The sequence below is a fragment of the uncultured Erythrobacter sp. genome (assembly GCF_947499705.1).
In the GTDB taxonomy this organism is placed as follows: Bacteria; Pseudomonadota; Alphaproteobacteria; order Sphingomonadales; family Sphingomonadaceae; genus Erythrobacter.
Genome location: NZ_CANMPJ010000001.1, coordinates 1,382,627 through 1,399,400, shown reverse-complemented (window position 1 = coordinate 1,399,400; position 16,774 = coordinate 1,382,627). Strand labels below are relative to the sequence as shown.

Sequence of the window (16,774 nt, the reverse complement as noted above, 5' to 3'; positions counted from 1 at the left end):
ACAATAAATACCACAGCGGAGAAAAGGATAAACCCCGCTTTAACCCCGATGTGTCTACAACTGAACGCATGGTCTATGAAGCAGGTGCACTCGACGCGACTTTAGCTGCCGCTGCAGGCGACGATGCTGCGCTGATGCGCGAGCTGCGCGTCGCCTTTGTGGAAAGCGCTGCGAAGCAGCTCGATCTGCTGAAGCGGTCACGCTGCGATGGCAATTGGAACGTCGCAGCGATGCGGCTCAAAGGCCTCGCTGCCAGCTTTCACGCGGAAGATCTTTTGATCGCAGCCGAGAACGCTCTGGATTCCGCTCCGGGCGAACCAGCGGCAATACGCAATATCGAGCATGTGCTCGATGGCTTTTCGGGCAAGCGTCCCTTCTGACCGCAAAAGCGCGGCGAAATCCGGTTATTGAGAGGTAGATACAGGCTCAGCAGCTTGTACCCAGCAACGCGCTGACACTAGGTTCCCCGGCAATACGGAGGAACCGCGTTGCGAACTGCTTTGCTGGCCGCGCTCAAACGAACGGAAAGTGGCGAGATCCGCGCACTGATGCCTTTGGCGGGGCGGTCCGCGCTGGGCTGGCAGATGGATTTGGTCAGGGATCTTGGCTGTGAGCGGATCATCTGCCTTTGCGACATACCCGGTCCCGAGATACTTGGCTTGCAGCAAGAATGCGAAGCACGCGGCAATGAGTTTCACGCGGTGCGCGGCATCCCGCAGCTTTTGGCACTGCTGCGGGCCGAGGACGAGTTGGTCGTCCTGATGGACGGCTTGGTCATAGATCGCGCCACATCGGCCGAATTGTTTCCATCCATCGAGAAGCTACCCAAGACGGTGTTCAGCCGCGAGCCAAACGAGTCTGTCCCGCGTGAATCCATCTCGGAGGATTTTGAACGTATCGATGCGGAACGGCGCTGGGCAGGAATGCTGGTGATGCGGGCCGACCGGGCACAGCAGCTAGGCGATATGCCTAGCGACAGCGATGCGGTCTCATTGCTGCTGCGGATCGCGCTGCAATCGGGTTCAAGCGCGGTGACTATTCCCGAGCCAGCGTTCGAAGATGGGCGTCTTTTCCTCGCGGAGTCAGCCGAAGCTGTGGAGCAGAAGCACCGGCAGATAATCACAGCCAGCGCACCACCCCTGGTATGGAATGGGCCAGCCGGAGCGCTGGCAGTATTAGTGGGGCGCCAGCTTGAACTTGCTGGGGTCAAAAGCGCTGTTGTCCTGTCGGCGGCCTTAAGCGCGCTATTTTTTCTGACAGGAATACTCCTATCGTGGAATGGGTACGGGGTAGCGGGGCTTGCCTTATCAGCTTTGGGCGCGTTCTCAGGGGCTTGCGCTAGTGCCTTGCTAGAGCTTCGATCACGGCTTTTCGGCCATGACCGAAAAGTCGGGGCCATTTTGACAATCAAGACTGCGACTATCGTTGGGGCCATAGCTGCGACGCTCGGTGCTCTGTCCCCCGCGGTTGGTCAGACGGAACTCATTGTTCTGCCGGTGTTCGCTTTCGGCCTGATCGTTCTGGCCAGCGCGGACGGCAGTCCGCAAGTGCGCGCGTTCTGGTCTGACCATGCCACACAACTCACTCTTCTGGCGGGCTTTGCGGCGCTCGGATATCCTGAAGATACCTTAGCCACTCTTGGCCTTGTCGCGCTCGCGCACAAACTGCTGCGTTTGCGAAGAAACTGAGCTAACGCGGCTTTAACTATGGCCCTGTACGGCGGCACGATGCGCGATTTGGCAAACGATAGGGCTCCGGCCTCCCAGGAAGGTTCCGATGGAGCCTTGCGCGCTGCGTCGATCGAAGCTGTCCTCAAAGACGAGCTTGCGCGCAGTGACCGTGCCCTGAGCGGCGTTACGCCAGTCCTCTCGCATCTCTTGGCCGGCGAAGGGCATTCACTTGTCAGTGATGCAATTGTTGCGAGGCTGCGCGGGATGCTGTTCGATCTGGCTCGGCAGCTAGCCTTTGCGTCCTTCGACAGCGCCGATCCATTCCGTGATGAAGAGGTAGATCGGTTCGCCGACCAATTGAGTGGTGACAGCGCGGTCCTAAGCCACTGCTACGCCATTGCCATGGAAGGGCATCTGATTGAGCGGCTTGAACAGCGCTCCATGGTCGATCCGGTTCTGTCGCCGCTCCTTCAGGAATTGATCGCATCTGAGAAGCCAGCTGTCGGCGAGTTGGCCATGAGCGCGATGGTCGCGCAATCGCGGTTCGTCCAAAACCAAAGACGCATGCAATTGCCGCTCGCCGAGTTGCCGGCGGAACTGTTCGGTGCGGTGATCAGGAGCTGGGACAAACACTGCGAGCGGCTTGAACTTCTTCAACGCGCAACAGCTTCGCAAGAACTCAAGCATTCCTATGATGAGGGAGCGACCCGAGTGGGTCTGCTGTCCCGATTGATTTCCGCGATGCGCGGCGGCTCGGCTGCTGCACTCAACCTTGAACATGCGGGTTTTGCGCTGTTTGTCACGTCGCTTGGGATGCAGACCAAGCAGCCGAGAGAACTCGCCGTTCTCGCGTGTCACGAGCGGCAGGCAGCCCGGCTTGCTTTGTCTCTGCGGGCCGCGGGTCTGGATGCAAACGCAATCGAGCAACAGTTTCTGCTGATCGAACCGGAAGAGGGCCTCCCTGTTGGAATAGGTGATATTGCGGCGCATGACGCCCAAGCAATGCTGAGCCGGTCCAATGCGAGTGCTGCAGGCTAATCATGTCCACTGATCAGACCCAGACTTTGCTCGCCGCAAGAGGCCTTACCGATGACAGCGACCGGCTGCTGACAGCTGATGAGCCTATTGTCGACCTGCATGAGCGATGCGGCGGCACGGTACCCGGCACGCTGGCGGTCCCTGAAATGCTCGCTCTGGTTCAACAGGCGCGAAAGCTCGGCTTGAGGGTAGCGCGAGAATTTGCGGCGTTCGATGGCGAGGCGCTCATCACCGGTTTTGTCCGTGTCCATCCACTGGGAGAAGAGGATGGCGGCGGCTGTGAGATCATGGTCGACAATTGGCAGCGCAGCCCGCTGCCACAGGGCAACGTGAACGAGTTGGCGGAACGGTTGGATGCGATCGACCGGGCGAGCGCAGAAATCTCGGCGCGTCTCGATTCCCAGCAGCGGGTCCAGGTCCTCAGTACATCGAGCGCCGACGCCACCGAACTTGAAGCAGCGATTGCCCAAGAACCGGGAAAGCCGTGGTCCAACTACGTTGAGCTTGTGGGCGTAGCGCATCATCAGCCGCTTCATTGGCGATTGCTGGACGGGGCGAACTGCAAAATCCCCGGTTCAGATCGGGGCTGGCGCGTTCGCTTGCTGCCATCTGGACCGGTTAATGGCGCACCGCGCGGATTTGAGCTGTTGCTGGTCGCAGACGAACCAATGCTGCATTCGGATGCGGATCTTGCGGATGCAGAAGCGGAGCAAGCCAATGCGCGGGTAGTCGGCAGCGCACTCACACCGGTCTTGCGTCAGCCGATCGCTCGCATCATCGCCAATGCCGAAACCATCCAATCGCGTCTCGCAGGGCCGCTGCGCGCCGAATACAGCGAGTATGCTGGCAACATCGCCTCCGCGGGCAAGCATCTCTCCGCGATGCTCGATGATCTTGGCGATTTGGAAGTTGTCGAGGCTCCTGACTTCAAAACGGCAGAGGAAAAGGTCGATCTGAGCGATGTCGCGCGGCGTGCAGCGGGGATATTGGGTGTCCGTTCGCAAGACCGCAACATCTCGATCTTGCTGCCGCCTAAGGATGCATCCGCGGAGGTGATTGGAGAATTCCGCCGAGTGCTCCAGATCCTGATCAACCTGATTGGCAACGCAATTGCCTATTCACCCGTCGGCAGCACAGTGGAGGTGCTGGTTGAGCCGAGGCTGGATCAGACAGTCGATTTGAAGGTCATCGATCAGGGCCCAGGCGTCGACCCTGAGCAAGCCAGCAAGGTGTTCGACAAGTTCGAGCGCCTTGGGCGCGACAATGATGGTGGGTCGGGCCTTGGGCTCTATATCTCACGCCGACTGGCGCGTGCCATGAGCGGAGAATTGTCTCTCAACACGGACCGCGACAAAGGCGCCGAGTTTATCCTGTCACTGCGTCAGGTCGATTGAACGCACCTATTTCCGCTGAGCAATCCGCGTCGATGCCCAGAATAGCAATGCCCCCAAACAGGCGGCGATCGCGCCGTAGAGGGCCCATTCCCTCTGAGCGAGCATGAAGCTGCTGGCAGGCCACATCAGAATACCTGCGCCTTGCAACGCCCACATGATTCCAGAAATGAAAAGGGCGGCCCCGATCACCTGAAGCAACAGCTTGGTGAAGGACCGCCCCATAAATCTGTGCCGTAAGACCGTGGCTTAGCGTTGGCCGACCGGTACGTAGTCACGCTGCGTTGGGCCTGTGTAAAGCTGACGCGGACGACCGATGACCTGACCCGGATCGGAGATCATCTCGTTCCACTGCGCGACCCAGCCCACGGTGCGGGCGAGGGCGAACAAGGCAGTGAACATTGTGGTCGGGAAACCGATCGACGACAGGATGATGCCGGAATAGAAGTCCACATTCGGGAACAGCTTCTTTTCCTTGAAATAATCGTCGTTTAGCGCGAGCTCTTCAAGCTGCAGGGCGGTCTCAAAGACCGGGTCAGTGACGTTCAGCGCTTCAAACACTTCACGCAAAGTCTGCTGCATCACGGTCGCGCGTGGATCGTAGTTCTTATAGACCCGGTGGCCGAAACCCATAAGGCGGAACGGATCGTTCTTGTCCTTGGCCCGCTCGATATAGTGCGGGATCTTGTCCGGCGAACCGATTTCCTGAAGCATGTTGAGCGCAGCTTCGTTCGCACCCCCATGTGCAGGACCCCACAGACAGGCGATGCCGGCGGCGATACAGGCGAACGGGTTCGCGCCCGATGAACCGGCGAGCCGCACGGTTGACGTCGAAGCGTTTTGTTCGTGGTCGGCGTGCAAAATGAAGATCCGATCCATCGCTTTCTCGATGGCAGGATGAACTTCATATTCCTCGGCCGGAACACCGAACGTCATGCGCAGGAAATTGCCGGTGTAGCTCAGATCATTCTTGGGCTGCATGAACGGCTGACCGACGGCATACTTGTACGCCATGGCCGCGATCGTCGGCATTTTCGCGATCAGACGATGCGAACTGATCTTCCGGTGCTCTGGATCGGCAATGTCTGTGCTGTCGTGATAGAACGCGGACAAGGCGCCAACCACGCCGCACATAATCGCCATCGGGTGCGCATCGCGGCGGAAGCCCTGGACGAACTGCCGCAACTGATCGTGCAGCATCGTGTGGCGGGTGATGGTGTAGCTGAAATTGTCGAGCTCGTCGGCGCTTGGCAATTCGCCGTTCAGCAGGAGGTAGGAAACCTCCATAAAGCTCGAATGTTCTGCCAGTTGTCCAATCGGGTAACCGCGGTGCAGCAATACACCTTCGTTGCCGTCGATATAGGTCAGCGCGCTTTCGCAACTGGCCGTCGACTTGTAGCCGGGGTCGAAGGTGAAAGCTCCCGTGGAGCCGTAAAGTTTGCGAATGTCGACGACATCGGGGCCGGTGCTGCCTTCGAGTACGGGAAACTCATGCGTTTCTCCGCCCAGCTCGAGTTTGGCGTGCTTGTCTGCCACTAGGTGTCTCCTGTCCAAATCCTGCCCGTCTCAGCTCTCTGCGACCTGCGCGTCGAGCCGTGCAAGGGCTTCTTCCCGTCCCAAAAGGACCAGAACATCGAAAATACCAGGCGATGTTGTCGTCCCGGTGAGTGCGGCGCGCATCGGCTGCGCGAGCTTGCCCAAACCCAATCCCATGTCTTCGGCGAGCGCCTTCGTACTGGCTTCGAGAGCTTCGATTGTCCAGCTATTTTCCTGCGCTAATTGTTCCGAAACGAACCTCAAACGCTTGCGCCCGTCTTCGTCAAGCAACTTGGCTGCCTTCTCAGTCATTGAAAGCGGGCGTGAAGCGAATAAAAATCCTGCACCGTCAACCAGTTCATCGAGATTCTTAGCTCGTGTTTTGAGCACTGGTATGGCCTGAACCAGCATGTCCGCATTGGCTCCATCCGGAAGTCTTGGCAGCATCAGATCCGCCAGCACCCGATCGTCAGCAGCACGGATGTAGTGGCCATTGAGGTTTTCGAGCTTTTTGAGGTCGAAACGTGATGGGCTTTTGCCGACGCCCGCCAGATCGAACAGTTCGATCGCCTCTTCGCGGGCAACCTCTTCGCGATCGCCGTGGGCCCAGCCGAGCCTCAACAGGTAGTTGAACAAGGCATCGGAGAGAATGCCCATCTCGTCTCGGTAGGCTTCAACACCTAATGCGCCGTGTCGTTTGGAGAGCTTCGCGCCGTCCGAACCATGGATCAGGGGGATGTGCGCGTAGACAGGATCTGGCCAGCCACCTTCGATCCCGTCCATTGCGCGGTAGATTGGCAACTGGCGGAAGGCATTGTTGAGGTGATCGTCGCCGCGGATGACGTGGGTGACGCCCATGTCATGATCGTCGACCACAACTGCCAGCATATAGGTCGGTGACCCATCAGCACGCAGGATGATGTAGTCGTCGATCTCTTCGTTCTTGACCGACACGCTGCCCTGGACCTCATCCTGGATTGTGGCTTCGCCCTCTGTCGGTGTTTTCAGCCGGACAACATAAGGGGCACCCGCTGGAGCTTCCGATGCATCGCGATCGCGCCAGCGGCCATCATAGCGCATCGGTTGCTTGTTCGCGCGCTGCTCCGCCCGCATCGCCTCGAGTTCTTCGGGTGTGGCGAAGCACTTATACGCATGGCCCGCTTCAAGCATCTTGTGCGCGACCTCGGCATGACGTTCCGCCCGTTGCGACTGGAATGTCGGTTCCTCATCATAGTCCAGACCCAGCCAGTCGAGCCCGTCAAGAATGGCGTCGATGGCTTCCTGGGTTGAGCGCTTCTTGTCGGTGTCCTCGATCCGAAGCAGCGCCTTTCCGCCGTGATGCCTCGCATAGAGCCAGTTGAACAAGGCGGTTCGCGCGCCACCGATATGCAGGAAGCCGGTTGGCGAGGGGGCAAAGCGCGTAACCACCGAGTGGGCCTCGCCGGATGAATTTGGGCGGCTTTCGCTTGCCATAAGCTGCTAATTCCTTTTCACTTTGGTTCTGGCCGCATGTGCTGAAGCCAGGGGGACGCCGATGCGCGATGCGCCGATCATACCGATGGGGGAAGGGGCCGGAAACGGCGCCGCCTCTAATGATGGTGCCGCCCGTAATTCTGCAAGCGGCTCTTGGCAATGGGGCGTGCCGCAACTGAGGGTCGATGGCGATGGTCCGCTCGGCCTGGCCCACCGTGTTGAACAGTTCTTGGTCGGTGCCGGATTTGACCGTGCTCCGTGGCTGGCGGTCATGTTTGCGAGTGGGATACTTACATGGTTCGCCCTGAAGAACCCGCTGCAGTGGGGTGCCGCGATAACCGTTGCGATAGTACTGGCGTTGGCCGCCGTTGCCTTCTGGCGCGGGGATGATCGACGTGTTCACCTGCGACAGGCCGCCATTGCTTGCAGCCTGCTCTTCGCAGCCGGTATTGCTGTGATCTGGCTGAGGTCCGAGATGGTGGGCGCAGAACCAATCGAACGGCCGGTGGTCGAGCGTGTTCAGGGCTATGTTCTTGACCGTGAGGACCAGCCCTCACGGGATCGCACCCGGCTAACCCTCGCCGTTCGCGACGCTTCAACCGGGGAAAGCCGCAAGATCCGGCTGAATGTCCCGCTGGAGCAAACGAGCCAAGTGCTGGCCGAGGGCGCAATTGTCCGCGCCAGAGTGCGATTGATGCCGCCCGCGAGCCCAATGTTGCCCGGAGCCTATGATTTTGCGCGAGCCGCGTGGTTCAAAGGACTTGCGGCCACCGGCAGCGTGATCGGCGATGTTTCGATTGTTCAGGCTGCACCGCAAGCGTCCGGAATTCCGGCAATCCAACGCTCTCTATCCGCTCATGTGCGGGAGCGAGTCGATGGATCAGCAGGCACAATCGCGGCAGCATTCGCGAGCGGAGACCGAGGCGGAATCGCTGAAGCGGACGAAGATGCAATGCGGGACGCGGGGCTGACCCACCTGCTTTCGATCAGCGGATTGCATGTTAGCGCCGTCATCGCGGCAGCGTATCTCGTGGCGCTCAAGCTGCTCGCGTTGTTCCCACCCATTGCATTGCGCATCCGACTACCAATCGCTGCCGCTGCCGTCGGCGCCCTGGCTGGGGTTGGGTACACGCTTCTGACGGGTGCTGAAGTACCGACGGTGCGTAGCTGCGCGGCCGCTATGCTTGTATTGATCGCACTGGCGATGGGGCGCGATGCGCTGTCTCTCCGAATGGTCGCCGCAGCGGCGATGTTTGTCCTGTTGCTATGGCCGGAAAGCATTGTCGGGCCGAGCTTCCAGATGAGCTTTTCTGCCGTCTTGGCGATTGTCGCCTTGCATTCGAGTGCTCCGGTGAAGGCGTTTCTCGCGGCGAGGGAGGAAAGCTGGTTTGCTAAGACTGGCCGGCGGGTATTGATGCTGTTTGTGACCGGGCTGGTGATTGAAATCGCGTTGATGCCGGTGGTCCTGTTCCACTTTCACAGAGCCGGCGTCTACGGCGCATTCGCCAATGTCTTCGCGATACCGCTGGTCACTTTCATCTCCATGCCGCTCATCGCAGTGGCTCTTTTCCTTGATCTGGTGGGACTGGGTGGACCGGTTTGGTGGCTTGTCGGCCGATCACTCGACATGATGCTGGGTATTGCGCATTTCACTTCGGCTCAGCCGGGCGCGGTCAAACTGATGCCGCAGATGAGCAAGCTGACGATTGCGCTGTTCGTAGCGGGGGGATTGTGGCTGGCGCTTTGGAACGGGCGAGCGCGTATGCTTGGCTTCGTTCCGGCGCTCGTCGCAACAGCGATGCTCCTCGCAACACCGATCCCTGATGTTCTTATCGGGCGGGAAGGGCGCCACGTCGGAATCACCATCGAGGATAGCAACGGAGGAAAGCAGTTGCTTTCACTGCGAGACACACGCTCAGATTATGCGCGGGACAATCTGCTTGAACTCGCAAGCGTCACCAGTGAACCCGTTCCAATCGCGCGATGGGCTGGATCGGAATGCTCCAACGAATTCTGCTTCGTCGACATTGAGCGCGGCGGCCGAAACTGGACTTTACTGCTCGCCCGGAACCGTGATCTTGTCGAGGAGCGAGCTTTGGCTGCCGCTTGTGAACGTGCCGACATCGTCGTTGCTGACCGCTATCTGCCGTATTCCTGCAAACCGCTGTGGCTGAAAGCCGACCGCCGTTTGCTCCATCGTACTGGCGGTCTGGCGCTAAACCTGACCGACGAGACCATCATCGAAGTCGCAGCCGGGCAGGGTGAGCATGGTTGGTGGCGCGGGAAGTCGGACTAGCGACTCCCCGCACACGTAATCAGTGGTAGCGCCGCAGAAGGCCGGCCAGCTTGCCCTGAACCTGAACTTCATTCGAGCCATAGACCTGCGGATCATAAGCGGCGTTGGCCGGATCGAGCCGAACATTGCCACCATCCTTATGAAGATATTTGAGCGTCGCCTCTTCGCCGCGAACCAGCGCCACGACGATCTCGCCGTCACGGGCGGTGTCGGTGCGGCGGACGAGTGCGAAGTCGCCGTCAAAGATGCCAGCCTCAACCATGGAGTCACCTGAGACCTCGAGTGCGTAGTGCTCTCCGGGACCGAGCAAGGCAGCCGGAACAGGCAAGGAGTTCTGCCCTTCAAGCGCTTCAATCGGAGCACCAGCAGCAATCCGCCCGTGAAGAGGTATCTCGATCACATCATTGGCCGGTTCAGGAGCAGACCGCATAACCGCGGACGCAGAGCCGACCGGATCATTTGCAGCCAGCGTGGCGCGAGGCGTCGGGGTCGCATCCTCGGGCATCTTGATGACCTCGAGAGCTCGCGCACGGTTGGGCAGACGGCGGATGAAGCCGCGTTCTTCAAGCGCAGAAATCAGGCGGTGAACGCCTGATTTGCTCTTGAGATCGAGCGCTTCTTTCATTTCTTCGAAACTGGGCGAGATCCCGGTCTCTTCCAGACGTTGCTGGATAAATCGGATCAATTCGTGCTGCTTGGCTGTCAGCATGGAAAACCTCCCTTGGGCCGATCATCGAACACCAGCACGGTCGCGCTGGCACCCGCAAAAGGCGCAGGTTCAATTTGGCGTGCTTGAAGAGGCACCATTCCACTATTGGCAGGGTGCGTTGTCTGCACTGTTCCGCCCGCCGATATGGTGAACGAATAAAGAACAAGTAGGCAACTTGATTCAGTGAGTCAACCGGAGAAGCCGTCGCAAAGCCCGCAATTCAGCCATTCTGGAGGTTGTAAGCCATTACCGCCTCCCCGGCACGCACCGCAGGTGATCCCTCGGGCCGATCTATCAAGCAATTTGCCGCTGCCAACGCACGCAGCGCACTCGAGTCCTGCGATGCTGCAAGACGGACCTGTACGCCGTCGCTGACACCGCGCAGGAATTCACGGCGTCTGCCGACAGTGGGGAAGCCTTCTGCAGCGACTAGGGTTTGTGCGCGCGGGAAGGGTGCAGGGGCTCCCATCGCTGCACGAACAAGGGGAAGAGCGAACAGGAAACAGGTCACGAAGCTCGACACTGGGTTTCCGGGCAAGCCGAGCACAACCTGAGACCCTCGCTTCGCCACCATCAGTGGTTTGCCGGGCTTTATTGCCACCTTCCAGAATGTGAGTTCCGCGCCCCAGCGGCCAAGCGCCTCTTGGATGAGGTCATGGTCACCGACCGAGGCACCGCCCGAGCTAATGACAATGTCTGCGCTTTCCGCCTGCGAAAGCGCATTTGCCAAGGCATCGTGGTCATCCGGCACGGGCCCAAGGCGCAGCGTCTCACAGCCTTCCTGATGCAGCATGGCCGCGATCATCGCGCCGTTGCTTGCCGGAATCTGATGGGGCGCAAGATTGCAGGGGTCTGCGCCCAATTCGTCTCCGCTATCGAGGATCGCGACCTTCGGTGCGCGCGCGACCTGCAGTTCCGCCTTTCCTGCCGAAATGGCTAGTGCCAACTGCCCCGGACCAATTCGGGTGCCCGCTTCCAAGACGACATCGCCGAGCTTGAAATCGAATCCATGGGGCCGGATGTGGCGGGGCGACGCCTGATCGCTTATCGCCAACGTATCACTGCCGAGGCGCGCATCTTCTTTCAGGAGAATGCTATCACCAGCTTCGGGCACTCTCGCGCCAGTCGATATCTTGACCGCCTGACCCGTACAAAGCGCTCCTTCGAAACTGCAACCCGCGCGCGATTCGCCTACAATTTTCCATGGGCCGGCTCCGCAAAGTGCGTAACCATCCATTGCTGAGAGGTTGGCGGGAGGTTGGGTTCGGCTAGCGATAAGGTCCTTTGCGAGGTAGCCACCAACTGCTTGCTCTACGGCAACAGTCGAAGCTGGCATGCGCGGTGCAAGTTCGAAAAGCCTGTTCTGCGCGTCCTCCAAGGGAAGCAGACCGGTCATCCCGCGGGCGCTTTCCACACACCGGACTTTCCGCCACGTTTCTCGATCAATCGCACGTCGCCAATGACCATGCCTTTGTCGATGGCCTTTGCCATGTCGTAAATCGTCAGCAGCGCGGTAGAGACGGCAACCATGGCCTCCATCTCTACGCCGGTTTTGCCTGTCAGAGATGCGGTTGCTGTTATGCGAATTCCGTCATCCTCGAATGCAAAATCCAGCGTCACCGCTTCCAGCCCAAGCGGGTGGCAGAGGGGGATCAATTCGCCAGTTCGCTTGGCCGCCATAATTCCAGCGATGCGCGCAGTTCCAAGCACGTCTCCTTTGGGGGCGTCGCCTGCTTTGATCGCGGTCAGGCACTCTTCAGACATCGTGATCCGGCCTGAAGCTATGGCCACACGGTGGCTTTCGGCCTTTCCGCCGACATCGACCATTCGCGCCGCGCCGTCTTCGCCGAGATGTGTGAGTCCACTCATTGCGGGTCGGATTGTGCTCCGAGCAGTTCGCGAGTTGCAAGCGTAATATCGCTAGCGCGCATCAGGCTTTCGCCAACGAGGAAGGTCCGGACGCCTGCTGTGTTAAGCCTCTCGCAATCGGCATGGGTCGCAATTCCGCTTTCTCCCACAATCAGCGCATCCTGCGGTGCGAGGGGAACAAGACGCTCCGTGGTCGCAAGCGAGGTGGTGAATGTCTTCAGATCGCGGTTGTTGACGCCGATCAGTCGCGAATTGAGATGGGTGACCGTGCGTTCCAGCTCTGCTTCGTCATGGACTTCGACAAGCACATCCATTGCGTGCTCGCGAGCAGCGGCTTCGATCTCTTGCATGGCGGTGTCCTCAAGCGCGGCAACAATGATCAGGATCGCATCGGCACCAATCGAGCGCGCCTCGAGACACTGCCAAGGATCGACCATGAAGTCTTTGCGCAGGACAGGCAGACCGCACGCTGCGCGGGCCTCGATCAGATAATCCTCATGCCCCTGAAAATAGGGTGCATCTGTCAGCACCGAAAGGCATGCCGCTCCGCCGGCCTCATAGTCACGCGCATGATCAGCCGGGCGGAAGTCTTCGCGGATCAGTCCCTTGGATGGGCTCGCCTTTTTGATTTCGGCGATCAACCCAAAGCCGTCTCTGCTTGCTATGCGTAGCGCACTTTCAAAGCCTCGTGGTTCGGATTGTTCGCGCGCCATGTCTGTGAGCGCAGAACGGGTAGTGGCGGCTTTGCGTGCGGCCACTTCCTGCCGCTTGTTCGCGCATATCTCTTCAAGCTTGTTCATCGGTTCAGACCGCCAACTCGATCCAGTTTTCGAGCAGCTTCATCGCTTTGCCGGAATCAATCGCTTCGGCAGCCATAGCTGCGCGCTCGGGCCATTCTGTGCCCTTGCGTGCAACCGCTAGCGCTCCCGCAGCGTTAAAAAGAACCGCGTCGCGATAGGGCCCTGGCGCGCCCATCAGCAGCGCCTTGAGCGCCGCCGCATTGTGCCGTGCATCATCGCCGCGAATGGCTTCGATGGGGGCAATGCCAATGTCGGCATCGAACGGATGCATCCGGTGCATCTCGAAACTGCTCCCCGTCACGACTGCAACTTCGTTCCCGCCTGCGAGGCTGAGTTCATCCAGCCCTTCATCGCCGGACACGATGAGCGATCGTCCGGTACCAAGTTTCGCCATGGCACCCGCGTAGATTGGGACATAGGCCGGGCGCGCGATCCCGATCAGCTGGCTTTTGACCTTGGCCGGGTTGGAGAGCGGCCCCATCAGATTGAAGATCGTACGCTTGCCGATCTTCAATCTGATGGGCTGGATCCGTCCCATCGCCGGGTGATGGTTCTTTGCGAACAGAAAGCAGATGCCCAGCTCGGCCAGAGTTTTCTCGGCTGTGCGCCCGGCGGCATCCATGTCGAGACCGAGAGCCTCGAGAGTGTCTGCGGCGCCTGATTTGGATGAGGCTGCGCGGTTGCCGTGCTTGGCGACGGGCACTCCGCAGGCAGCGACGACGAGGCTGACGGCAGTCGAAACATTCAGCGTGTGATGTCCGTCGCCTCCAGTGCCGCAGACGTCGATCGCATCTTCCGGTGCTTCGATAGGGATCAGCCTTGCACGCAGTGCCCGCGCTGCTCCTGCGATTTCATCCGAAGTTTCACCGCGCGCCGAGAGAGCGACCAGAAACCGCTCGATCTCATCCTCGCTGGTCTTGCCGTCCAGCAACGAACCGAAAGCGGTTTCAGCTTCGGTCTCGCTGAGCGGCGTGGTGACGTCGGGGAGGGTGCTCATGCGGTTAGTCTTTCGGGCAACTGCGCATCGATGCCGCAGATATTCAGGAAGTTGGCGAGCAGTGCATGGCCATGCTCGGTGGCGATGCTTTCGGGGTGGAACTGCACGCCGTGGATCGGCAGGCTCTCGTGTCGATACCCCATCACGCTGGCATGATCGCCGCCTGGGGTTTCGGCATGGGCGTTTGCAATCAGGCTTTCGGGAGCATCGACAACTTCAAGGCTGTGATAGCGGGTCGCGGTGAAGGGTGACGGCAGGCCCGCAAACATGCCTGTACTGTCATGCGAAACCGGAGATGTCTTGCCGTGCATCAGGCCCCCTCTCACGACGCGTGCGCCGAAATGTTGGCCAATCGACTGGTGACCCAGACACACACCCAGAAGCGGTTTCTCTGCGTCGGCACACGCTGCAACCAATTCAAGGCTAATGCCCGCGTCGTCAGGTGTGCATGGCCCTGGCGAGATCAGGAAGCCTGAAGCGTTCGTCGCGATTGCATCGGAAGCGGTCAGAGCATCGTTGCGCTCCACGCGCACTTCGGCCCCTAGCTCCATCAGGTAGTGGACGAGGTTGAAGGTGAAGCTGTCGTAATTGTCGATGACAAGGATCATCCGCCCGCACCCTCCCGCTTGGTCACGACGATCATCGGGCCGATCACGCCTCGGTCGAGACGATCGGTTGCAGGATCCCACAGCGAAGAGACGTTGCCGTCGAGGAACAAGGCATTCTTCACTTTCAGCTCGTCACGGTAAAATCTGGCAAGTTGCCCGAACGATAGCGCTCCGTTCGAAATCACGAAATGCGCCTTGCCATCATCGCTCACGCCAACGCCGTTGCGGATCGCGCGCGAAGGGCCGTTGTCCTGAATATCAGGATGAAGCTCGCCGTCGATCACCAACATCGGGCCAGACTGCGTGCCAAAGCGAGGGCGATCGCGTACGGTCGAATAGAACCGGTCCGCACTCAACACGCGCCAGGTTCCGCCGGTGCCAAAGAATACGCCGTTGGGCTTCATGTGGAAATTACCAGGCCCTTCGGAGCGGTTCAGCTCCTCTTGCCGGTCGCCGTTTTCAACATAGTAGCCAATCGGTTCGCCATCATCGCCGTACATCCCCGCGTTCATGGCGAAAGCGATCGTCTGATCGTCGACCGTCTCTGCAAACGCGGAAAGAGATCGGAACGGGCCGCTGCCAGATTGGCCAAGACGCGTTGTAACTCGGTGCTCCGCGGGATCGGCGACACAATGCGTGAGCGGCACATTCTCGAAGGAAACCGAGCGGCAAGCTGACGCCACTTCAGGCTCCTGAGACGTCGCTTCCGCGTCCGGAGCTTGAACAACTTCTCCGTTCGCAGTCCCTTCGCCCAATTCGGCGCGGACGATTGGCTCACCTGCCGGTTGCTCGTTGCATGCAGCGAGCGCTGTGAACGCTGCGGCGGTTAAGATGACGCGCTTCATTGTCCATATCCCGGTTCGCTTGCGACTCTGACAGCCTCACGAGCAGCTGCGATCAAGGCGCCCGCTTTGGCTTTGCATTCGGCCAACTCGTAATCGGGGTCACTATCAGCGACAATGCCAGCGCCGGCCTGAACATGCATCGTTCCATCCTTCACCACGGCTGTGCGCAAAACGATGCACGAATCGACCGATCCATCTGGCGCGAAATAGCCGACACCGCCTGCATAGGCACCGCGCGTTTCAGGCTCCAATTCCGCTATGATCTCGCAGGCTCTGATCTTGGGTGCGCCCGAAACGGTGCCAGCTGGGAAGCCTGCAAACAGGGCGTCGAGCGCGTCGCGACCGCTTGCTAGTTCTCCCACGACATTGCTGACGATATGCATCACGTGGCTGTACCGTTCGATTGTGAAGCTGTCAGTCACTTCGACGCTTCCACGTGCCGCGACACGCCCGACATCGTTGCGGCCAAGATCCAGCAGCATCAAATGCTCCGCGCGTTCTTTCGGGTCCGCGAGCAGGCTTGCTTCGTTGTCACTGTCTTCGGCCGATGTGGAGCCGCGTGGGCGCGTCCCTGCGATTGGCCGGATTGTCACTTCGCCGTCGCGCACCCGGACAAGGATTTCCGGACTGGAGCCAACGATGGCAAAGCCAGGTAGATCTAGAAAATAGAGGAACGGAGATGGGTTCACGCGTCGCAACGCACGGTAAAGCGCGAGCGGGGGCAGTTCGAACGGGCATGTGAAACGCTGCGCCAAAACGACCTGAAAAATGTCGCCAGCAAGAATGTAGTCCTTCGCGCGGGCGACCAAAGATTTGTAATCGTTTCCATCGAGAACGGGCGTGAGTTCCGGCTCTGCCACCTGGCCTGCAAGTCTCGGTTCAGCAGGACGTCTTTGCGACAATGTGCGCAAGGTCTCATCGATGCGCTCTCCTGCGCGTTCGATAGCCGCTGCGGGGTCATCGGCGTTCCAGATCGGTGCGATGCAGAACAGCTCATCACTCAATCCATCGAAGACGAGGATGATAGTCGGGCGCACGAACAGAAGGTCCGGCAGTGCAAGCTCGCTCGGCTCTGCTCGAGGTAGAGTTTCGACCAGACCAATCGTCTCATAGCCGAAGTATCCGACCAGACAGGCCAGGGCAGGGGGCAAGGCATCGGGCACATCGATCCGGCAGGCGGCAGCCAGGGAGCGCAGTTCGGCGAGCGCGTCGCCTTCGCATGGTTGAAATGCGGTGACGTCATGCTGCCACTCGCGATTGATCTCTGCCGACCCTTCGCTTCCACGAAACACGAGGTCGGGATCAAGGCCGAGCAGGCTGTAGCGTCCGCGAACTTCTCCGCCCTCGACCGATTCCAGCAAAAAGTCGCCGCGGCCCGGTTCGATCAATCGGCGCGCTGCACCAACCGGCGTGTCGCAATCGGCGATGGCTTTGCGCCACACCAATGCTGGCTGCCCCGCTGCCAGAGCAGCGGCTGCGCCTGCCGCATTATCCGGAAGCGCGCTGGTTTGGTTTGCCTCCGTCATACGCGGGGTTGAGCTT

15 protein-coding genes are annotated in these 16,774 nt (G+C 59.8%); 5 read left to right on the top strand and 10 right to left on the bottom strand.

Annotated elements, in window-relative coordinates:
* The first annotated feature begins 68 nt into the window (after positions 1-68).
* From Q0837_RS06545 to Q0837_RS06530, 4 genes are all read left to right on the top strand, one after another.
* Positions 69-380, top strand: coding sequence for an Hpt domain-containing protein (locus Q0837_RS06545; RefSeq protein ID WP_298469815.1), 312 nt, complete (start codon positions 69-71; stop codon positions 378-380).
* Between the two features lie 108 nt (positions 381-488).
* A complete protein-coding gene (locus Q0837_RS06540) occupies positions 489-1,688 on the top strand; it encodes a hypothetical protein (protein WP_298466641.1) in 1,200 nt (399 codons plus the stop codon).
* An 18-nt stretch (positions 1,689-1,706) separates the two neighbouring features.
* Entirely contained in the window at positions 1,707-2,708 is a 1,002-nt protein-coding gene (locus Q0837_RS06535) for a hypothetical protein (RefSeq protein ID WP_298466638.1), read from the top strand.
* Between the two features lie 2 nt (positions 2,709-2,710).
* Complete coding sequence (locus Q0837_RS06530) at positions 2,711-4,102, top strand: HAMP domain-containing sensor histidine kinase (RefSeq protein ID WP_298466636.1); 1,392 nt, start codon at positions 2,711-2,713, stop codon at positions 4,100-4,102.
* A 246-nt stretch (positions 4,103-4,348) separates the two neighbouring features.
* Here Q0837_RS06530 and Q0837_RS06525 read toward each other — a convergent pair whose 3' ends face one another.
* Together Q0837_RS06525 and gltX are read right to left on the bottom strand one after the other, a co-directional pair.
* Entirely contained in the window at positions 4,349-5,635 is a 1,287-nt protein-coding gene (locus Q0837_RS06525; protein WP_298466634.1) for a citrate synthase, read from the bottom strand.
* Between the two features lie 30 nt (positions 5,636-5,665).
* Positions 5,666-7,108, bottom strand: a complete 1,443-nt coding sequence (gltX, locus tag Q0837_RS06520; RefSeq protein WP_298466631.1) for a glutamate--tRNA ligase — start codon at positions 7,106-7,108, stop codon at positions 5,666-5,668.
* A gap of 61 nt (positions 7,109-7,169) precedes the next feature.
* Here gltX and Q0837_RS06515 point away from each other — a divergent pair, with 61 nt between their 5' ends.
* The gene (locus Q0837_RS06515) at positions 7,170-9,404 is read left to right on the top strand and encodes a ComEC/Rec2 family competence protein (RefSeq protein WP_298466629.1); all 2,235 of its coding nucleotides are present in this window, start codon (positions 7,170-7,172) and stop codon (positions 9,402-9,404) included.
* Between the two features lie 19 nt (positions 9,405-9,423).
* Here Q0837_RS06515 and lexA read toward each other — a convergent pair whose 3' ends face one another.
* The 8 genes from lexA to trpE all read right to left on the bottom strand — a co-directional run bounded on the left by lexA (position 9,424) and on the right by trpE (position 16,758).
* A complete protein-coding gene (gene lexA, locus Q0837_RS06510; RefSeq protein ID WP_298466627.1) occupies positions 9,424-10,113 on the bottom strand; it encodes a transcriptional repressor LexA in 690 nt (229 codons plus the stop codon).
* Positions 10,114-10,333: 220 nt separating this feature from the next.
* Positions 10,334-11,509, bottom strand: a complete 1,176-nt coding sequence (locus Q0837_RS06505) for a molybdopterin molybdotransferase MoeA (RefSeq protein WP_298466624.1) — start codon at positions 11,507-11,509, stop codon at positions 10,334-10,336.
* Positions 11,506-11,982 (bottom strand): cyclic pyranopterin monophosphate synthase MoaC, encoded by a 477-nt coding sequence (moaC, locus tag Q0837_RS06500; RefSeq protein ID WP_298466622.1) that lies wholly within the window; start codon positions 11,980-11,982, stop codon positions 11,506-11,508. The genes Q0837_RS06505 and moaC overlap by 4 nt, the downstream gene beginning before the upstream one ends.
* Positions 11,979-12,782, bottom strand: coding sequence for an indole-3-glycerol phosphate synthase TrpC (gene trpC / locus Q0837_RS06495; RefSeq protein WP_298466618.1), 804 nt, complete (start codon positions 12,780-12,782; stop codon positions 11,979-11,981). Before trpC ends, moaC begins: the two co-directional genes overlap by 4 nt.
* 4 nt (positions 12,783-12,786) lie before the next feature.
* On the bottom strand, positions 12,787-13,779 hold the full coding sequence (trpD, locus tag Q0837_RS06490; protein ID WP_298466615.1) for an anthranilate phosphoribosyltransferase: 993 nt from the start codon (positions 13,777-13,779) through the stop codon (positions 12,787-12,789).
* Positions 13,776-14,387 (bottom strand): aminodeoxychorismate/anthranilate synthase component II, encoded by a 612-nt coding sequence (locus Q0837_RS06485; RefSeq protein ID WP_298466612.1) that lies wholly within the window; start codon positions 14,385-14,387, stop codon positions 13,776-13,778. The genes trpD and Q0837_RS06485 overlap by 4 nt, the downstream gene beginning before the upstream one ends.
* A complete protein-coding gene (locus Q0837_RS06480) occupies positions 14,384-15,232 on the bottom strand; it encodes a phosphodiester glycosidase family protein (protein WP_298466609.1) in 849 nt (282 codons plus the stop codon). Before Q0837_RS06480 ends, Q0837_RS06485 begins: the two co-directional genes overlap by 4 nt.
* Complete coding sequence (trpE, locus tag Q0837_RS06475) at positions 15,229-16,758, bottom strand: anthranilate synthase component I (protein ID WP_298466606.1); 1,530 nt, start codon at positions 16,756-16,758, stop codon at positions 15,229-15,231. Before trpE ends, Q0837_RS06480 begins: the two co-directional genes overlap by 4 nt.
* Positions 16,759-16,774: the final 16 nt, after the last annotated feature.

What these genes read in the sequence shown, in the direction of transcription:
- Q0837_RS06545 (WP_298469815.1), top strand. Translation starts at nt 69, where the DNA reads ATGGTCTATGAAGCAGGTGCACTCGACGCGACTTTAGCTGCCGCTGCA.
- Q0837_RS06535 (WP_298466638.1), top strand. Translation starts at nt 1,707, where the DNA reads ATGGCCCTGTACGGCGGCACGATGCGCGATTTGGCAAACGATAGGGCT.
- Q0837_RS06530 (WP_298466636.1), top strand. Translation starts at nt 2,711, where the DNA reads ATGTCCACTGATCAGACCCAGACTTTGCTCGCCGCAAGAGGCCTTACC.
- gltX (WP_298466631.1), bottom strand. Translation starts at nt 7,108, where the DNA reads ATGGCAAGCGAAAGCCGCCCAAATTCATCCGGCGAGGCCCACTCGGTG.
- Q0837_RS06515 (WP_298466629.1), top strand. Translation starts at nt 7,170, where the DNA reads ATGCGCGATGCGCCGATCATACCGATGGGGGAAGGGGCCGGAAACGGC.
- lexA (WP_298466627.1), bottom strand. Translation starts at nt 10,113, where the DNA reads ATGCTGACAGCCAAGCAGCACGAATTGATCCGATTTATCCAGCAACGT.
- Q0837_RS06505 (WP_298466624.1), bottom strand. Translation starts at nt 11,509, where the DNA reads ATGACCGGTCTGCTTCCCTTGGAGGACGCGCAGAACAGGCTTTTCGAA.
- moaC (WP_298466622.1), bottom strand. Translation starts at nt 11,982, where the DNA reads ATGAGTGGACTCACACATCTCGGCGAAGACGGCGCGGCGCGAATGGTC.
- trpC (WP_298466618.1), bottom strand. Translation starts at nt 12,782, where the DNA reads ATGAACAAGCTTGAAGAGATATGCGCGAACAAGCGGCAGGAAGTGGCC.
- trpD (WP_298466615.1), bottom strand. Translation starts at nt 13,779, where the DNA reads ATGAGCACCCTCCCCGACGTCACCACGCCGCTCAGCGAGACCGAAGCT.
- Q0837_RS06485 (WP_298466612.1), bottom strand. Translation starts at nt 14,387, where the DNA reads ATGATCCTTGTCATCGACAATTACGACAGCTTCACCTTCAACCTCGTC.
- Q0837_RS06480 (WP_298466609.1), bottom strand. Translation starts at nt 15,232, where the DNA reads ATGAAGCGCGTCATCTTAACCGCCGCAGCGTTCACAGCGCTCGCTGCA.
- trpE (WP_298466606.1), bottom strand. Translation starts at nt 16,758, where the DNA reads ATGACGGAGGCAAACCAAACCAGCGCGCTTCCGGATAATGCGGCAGGC.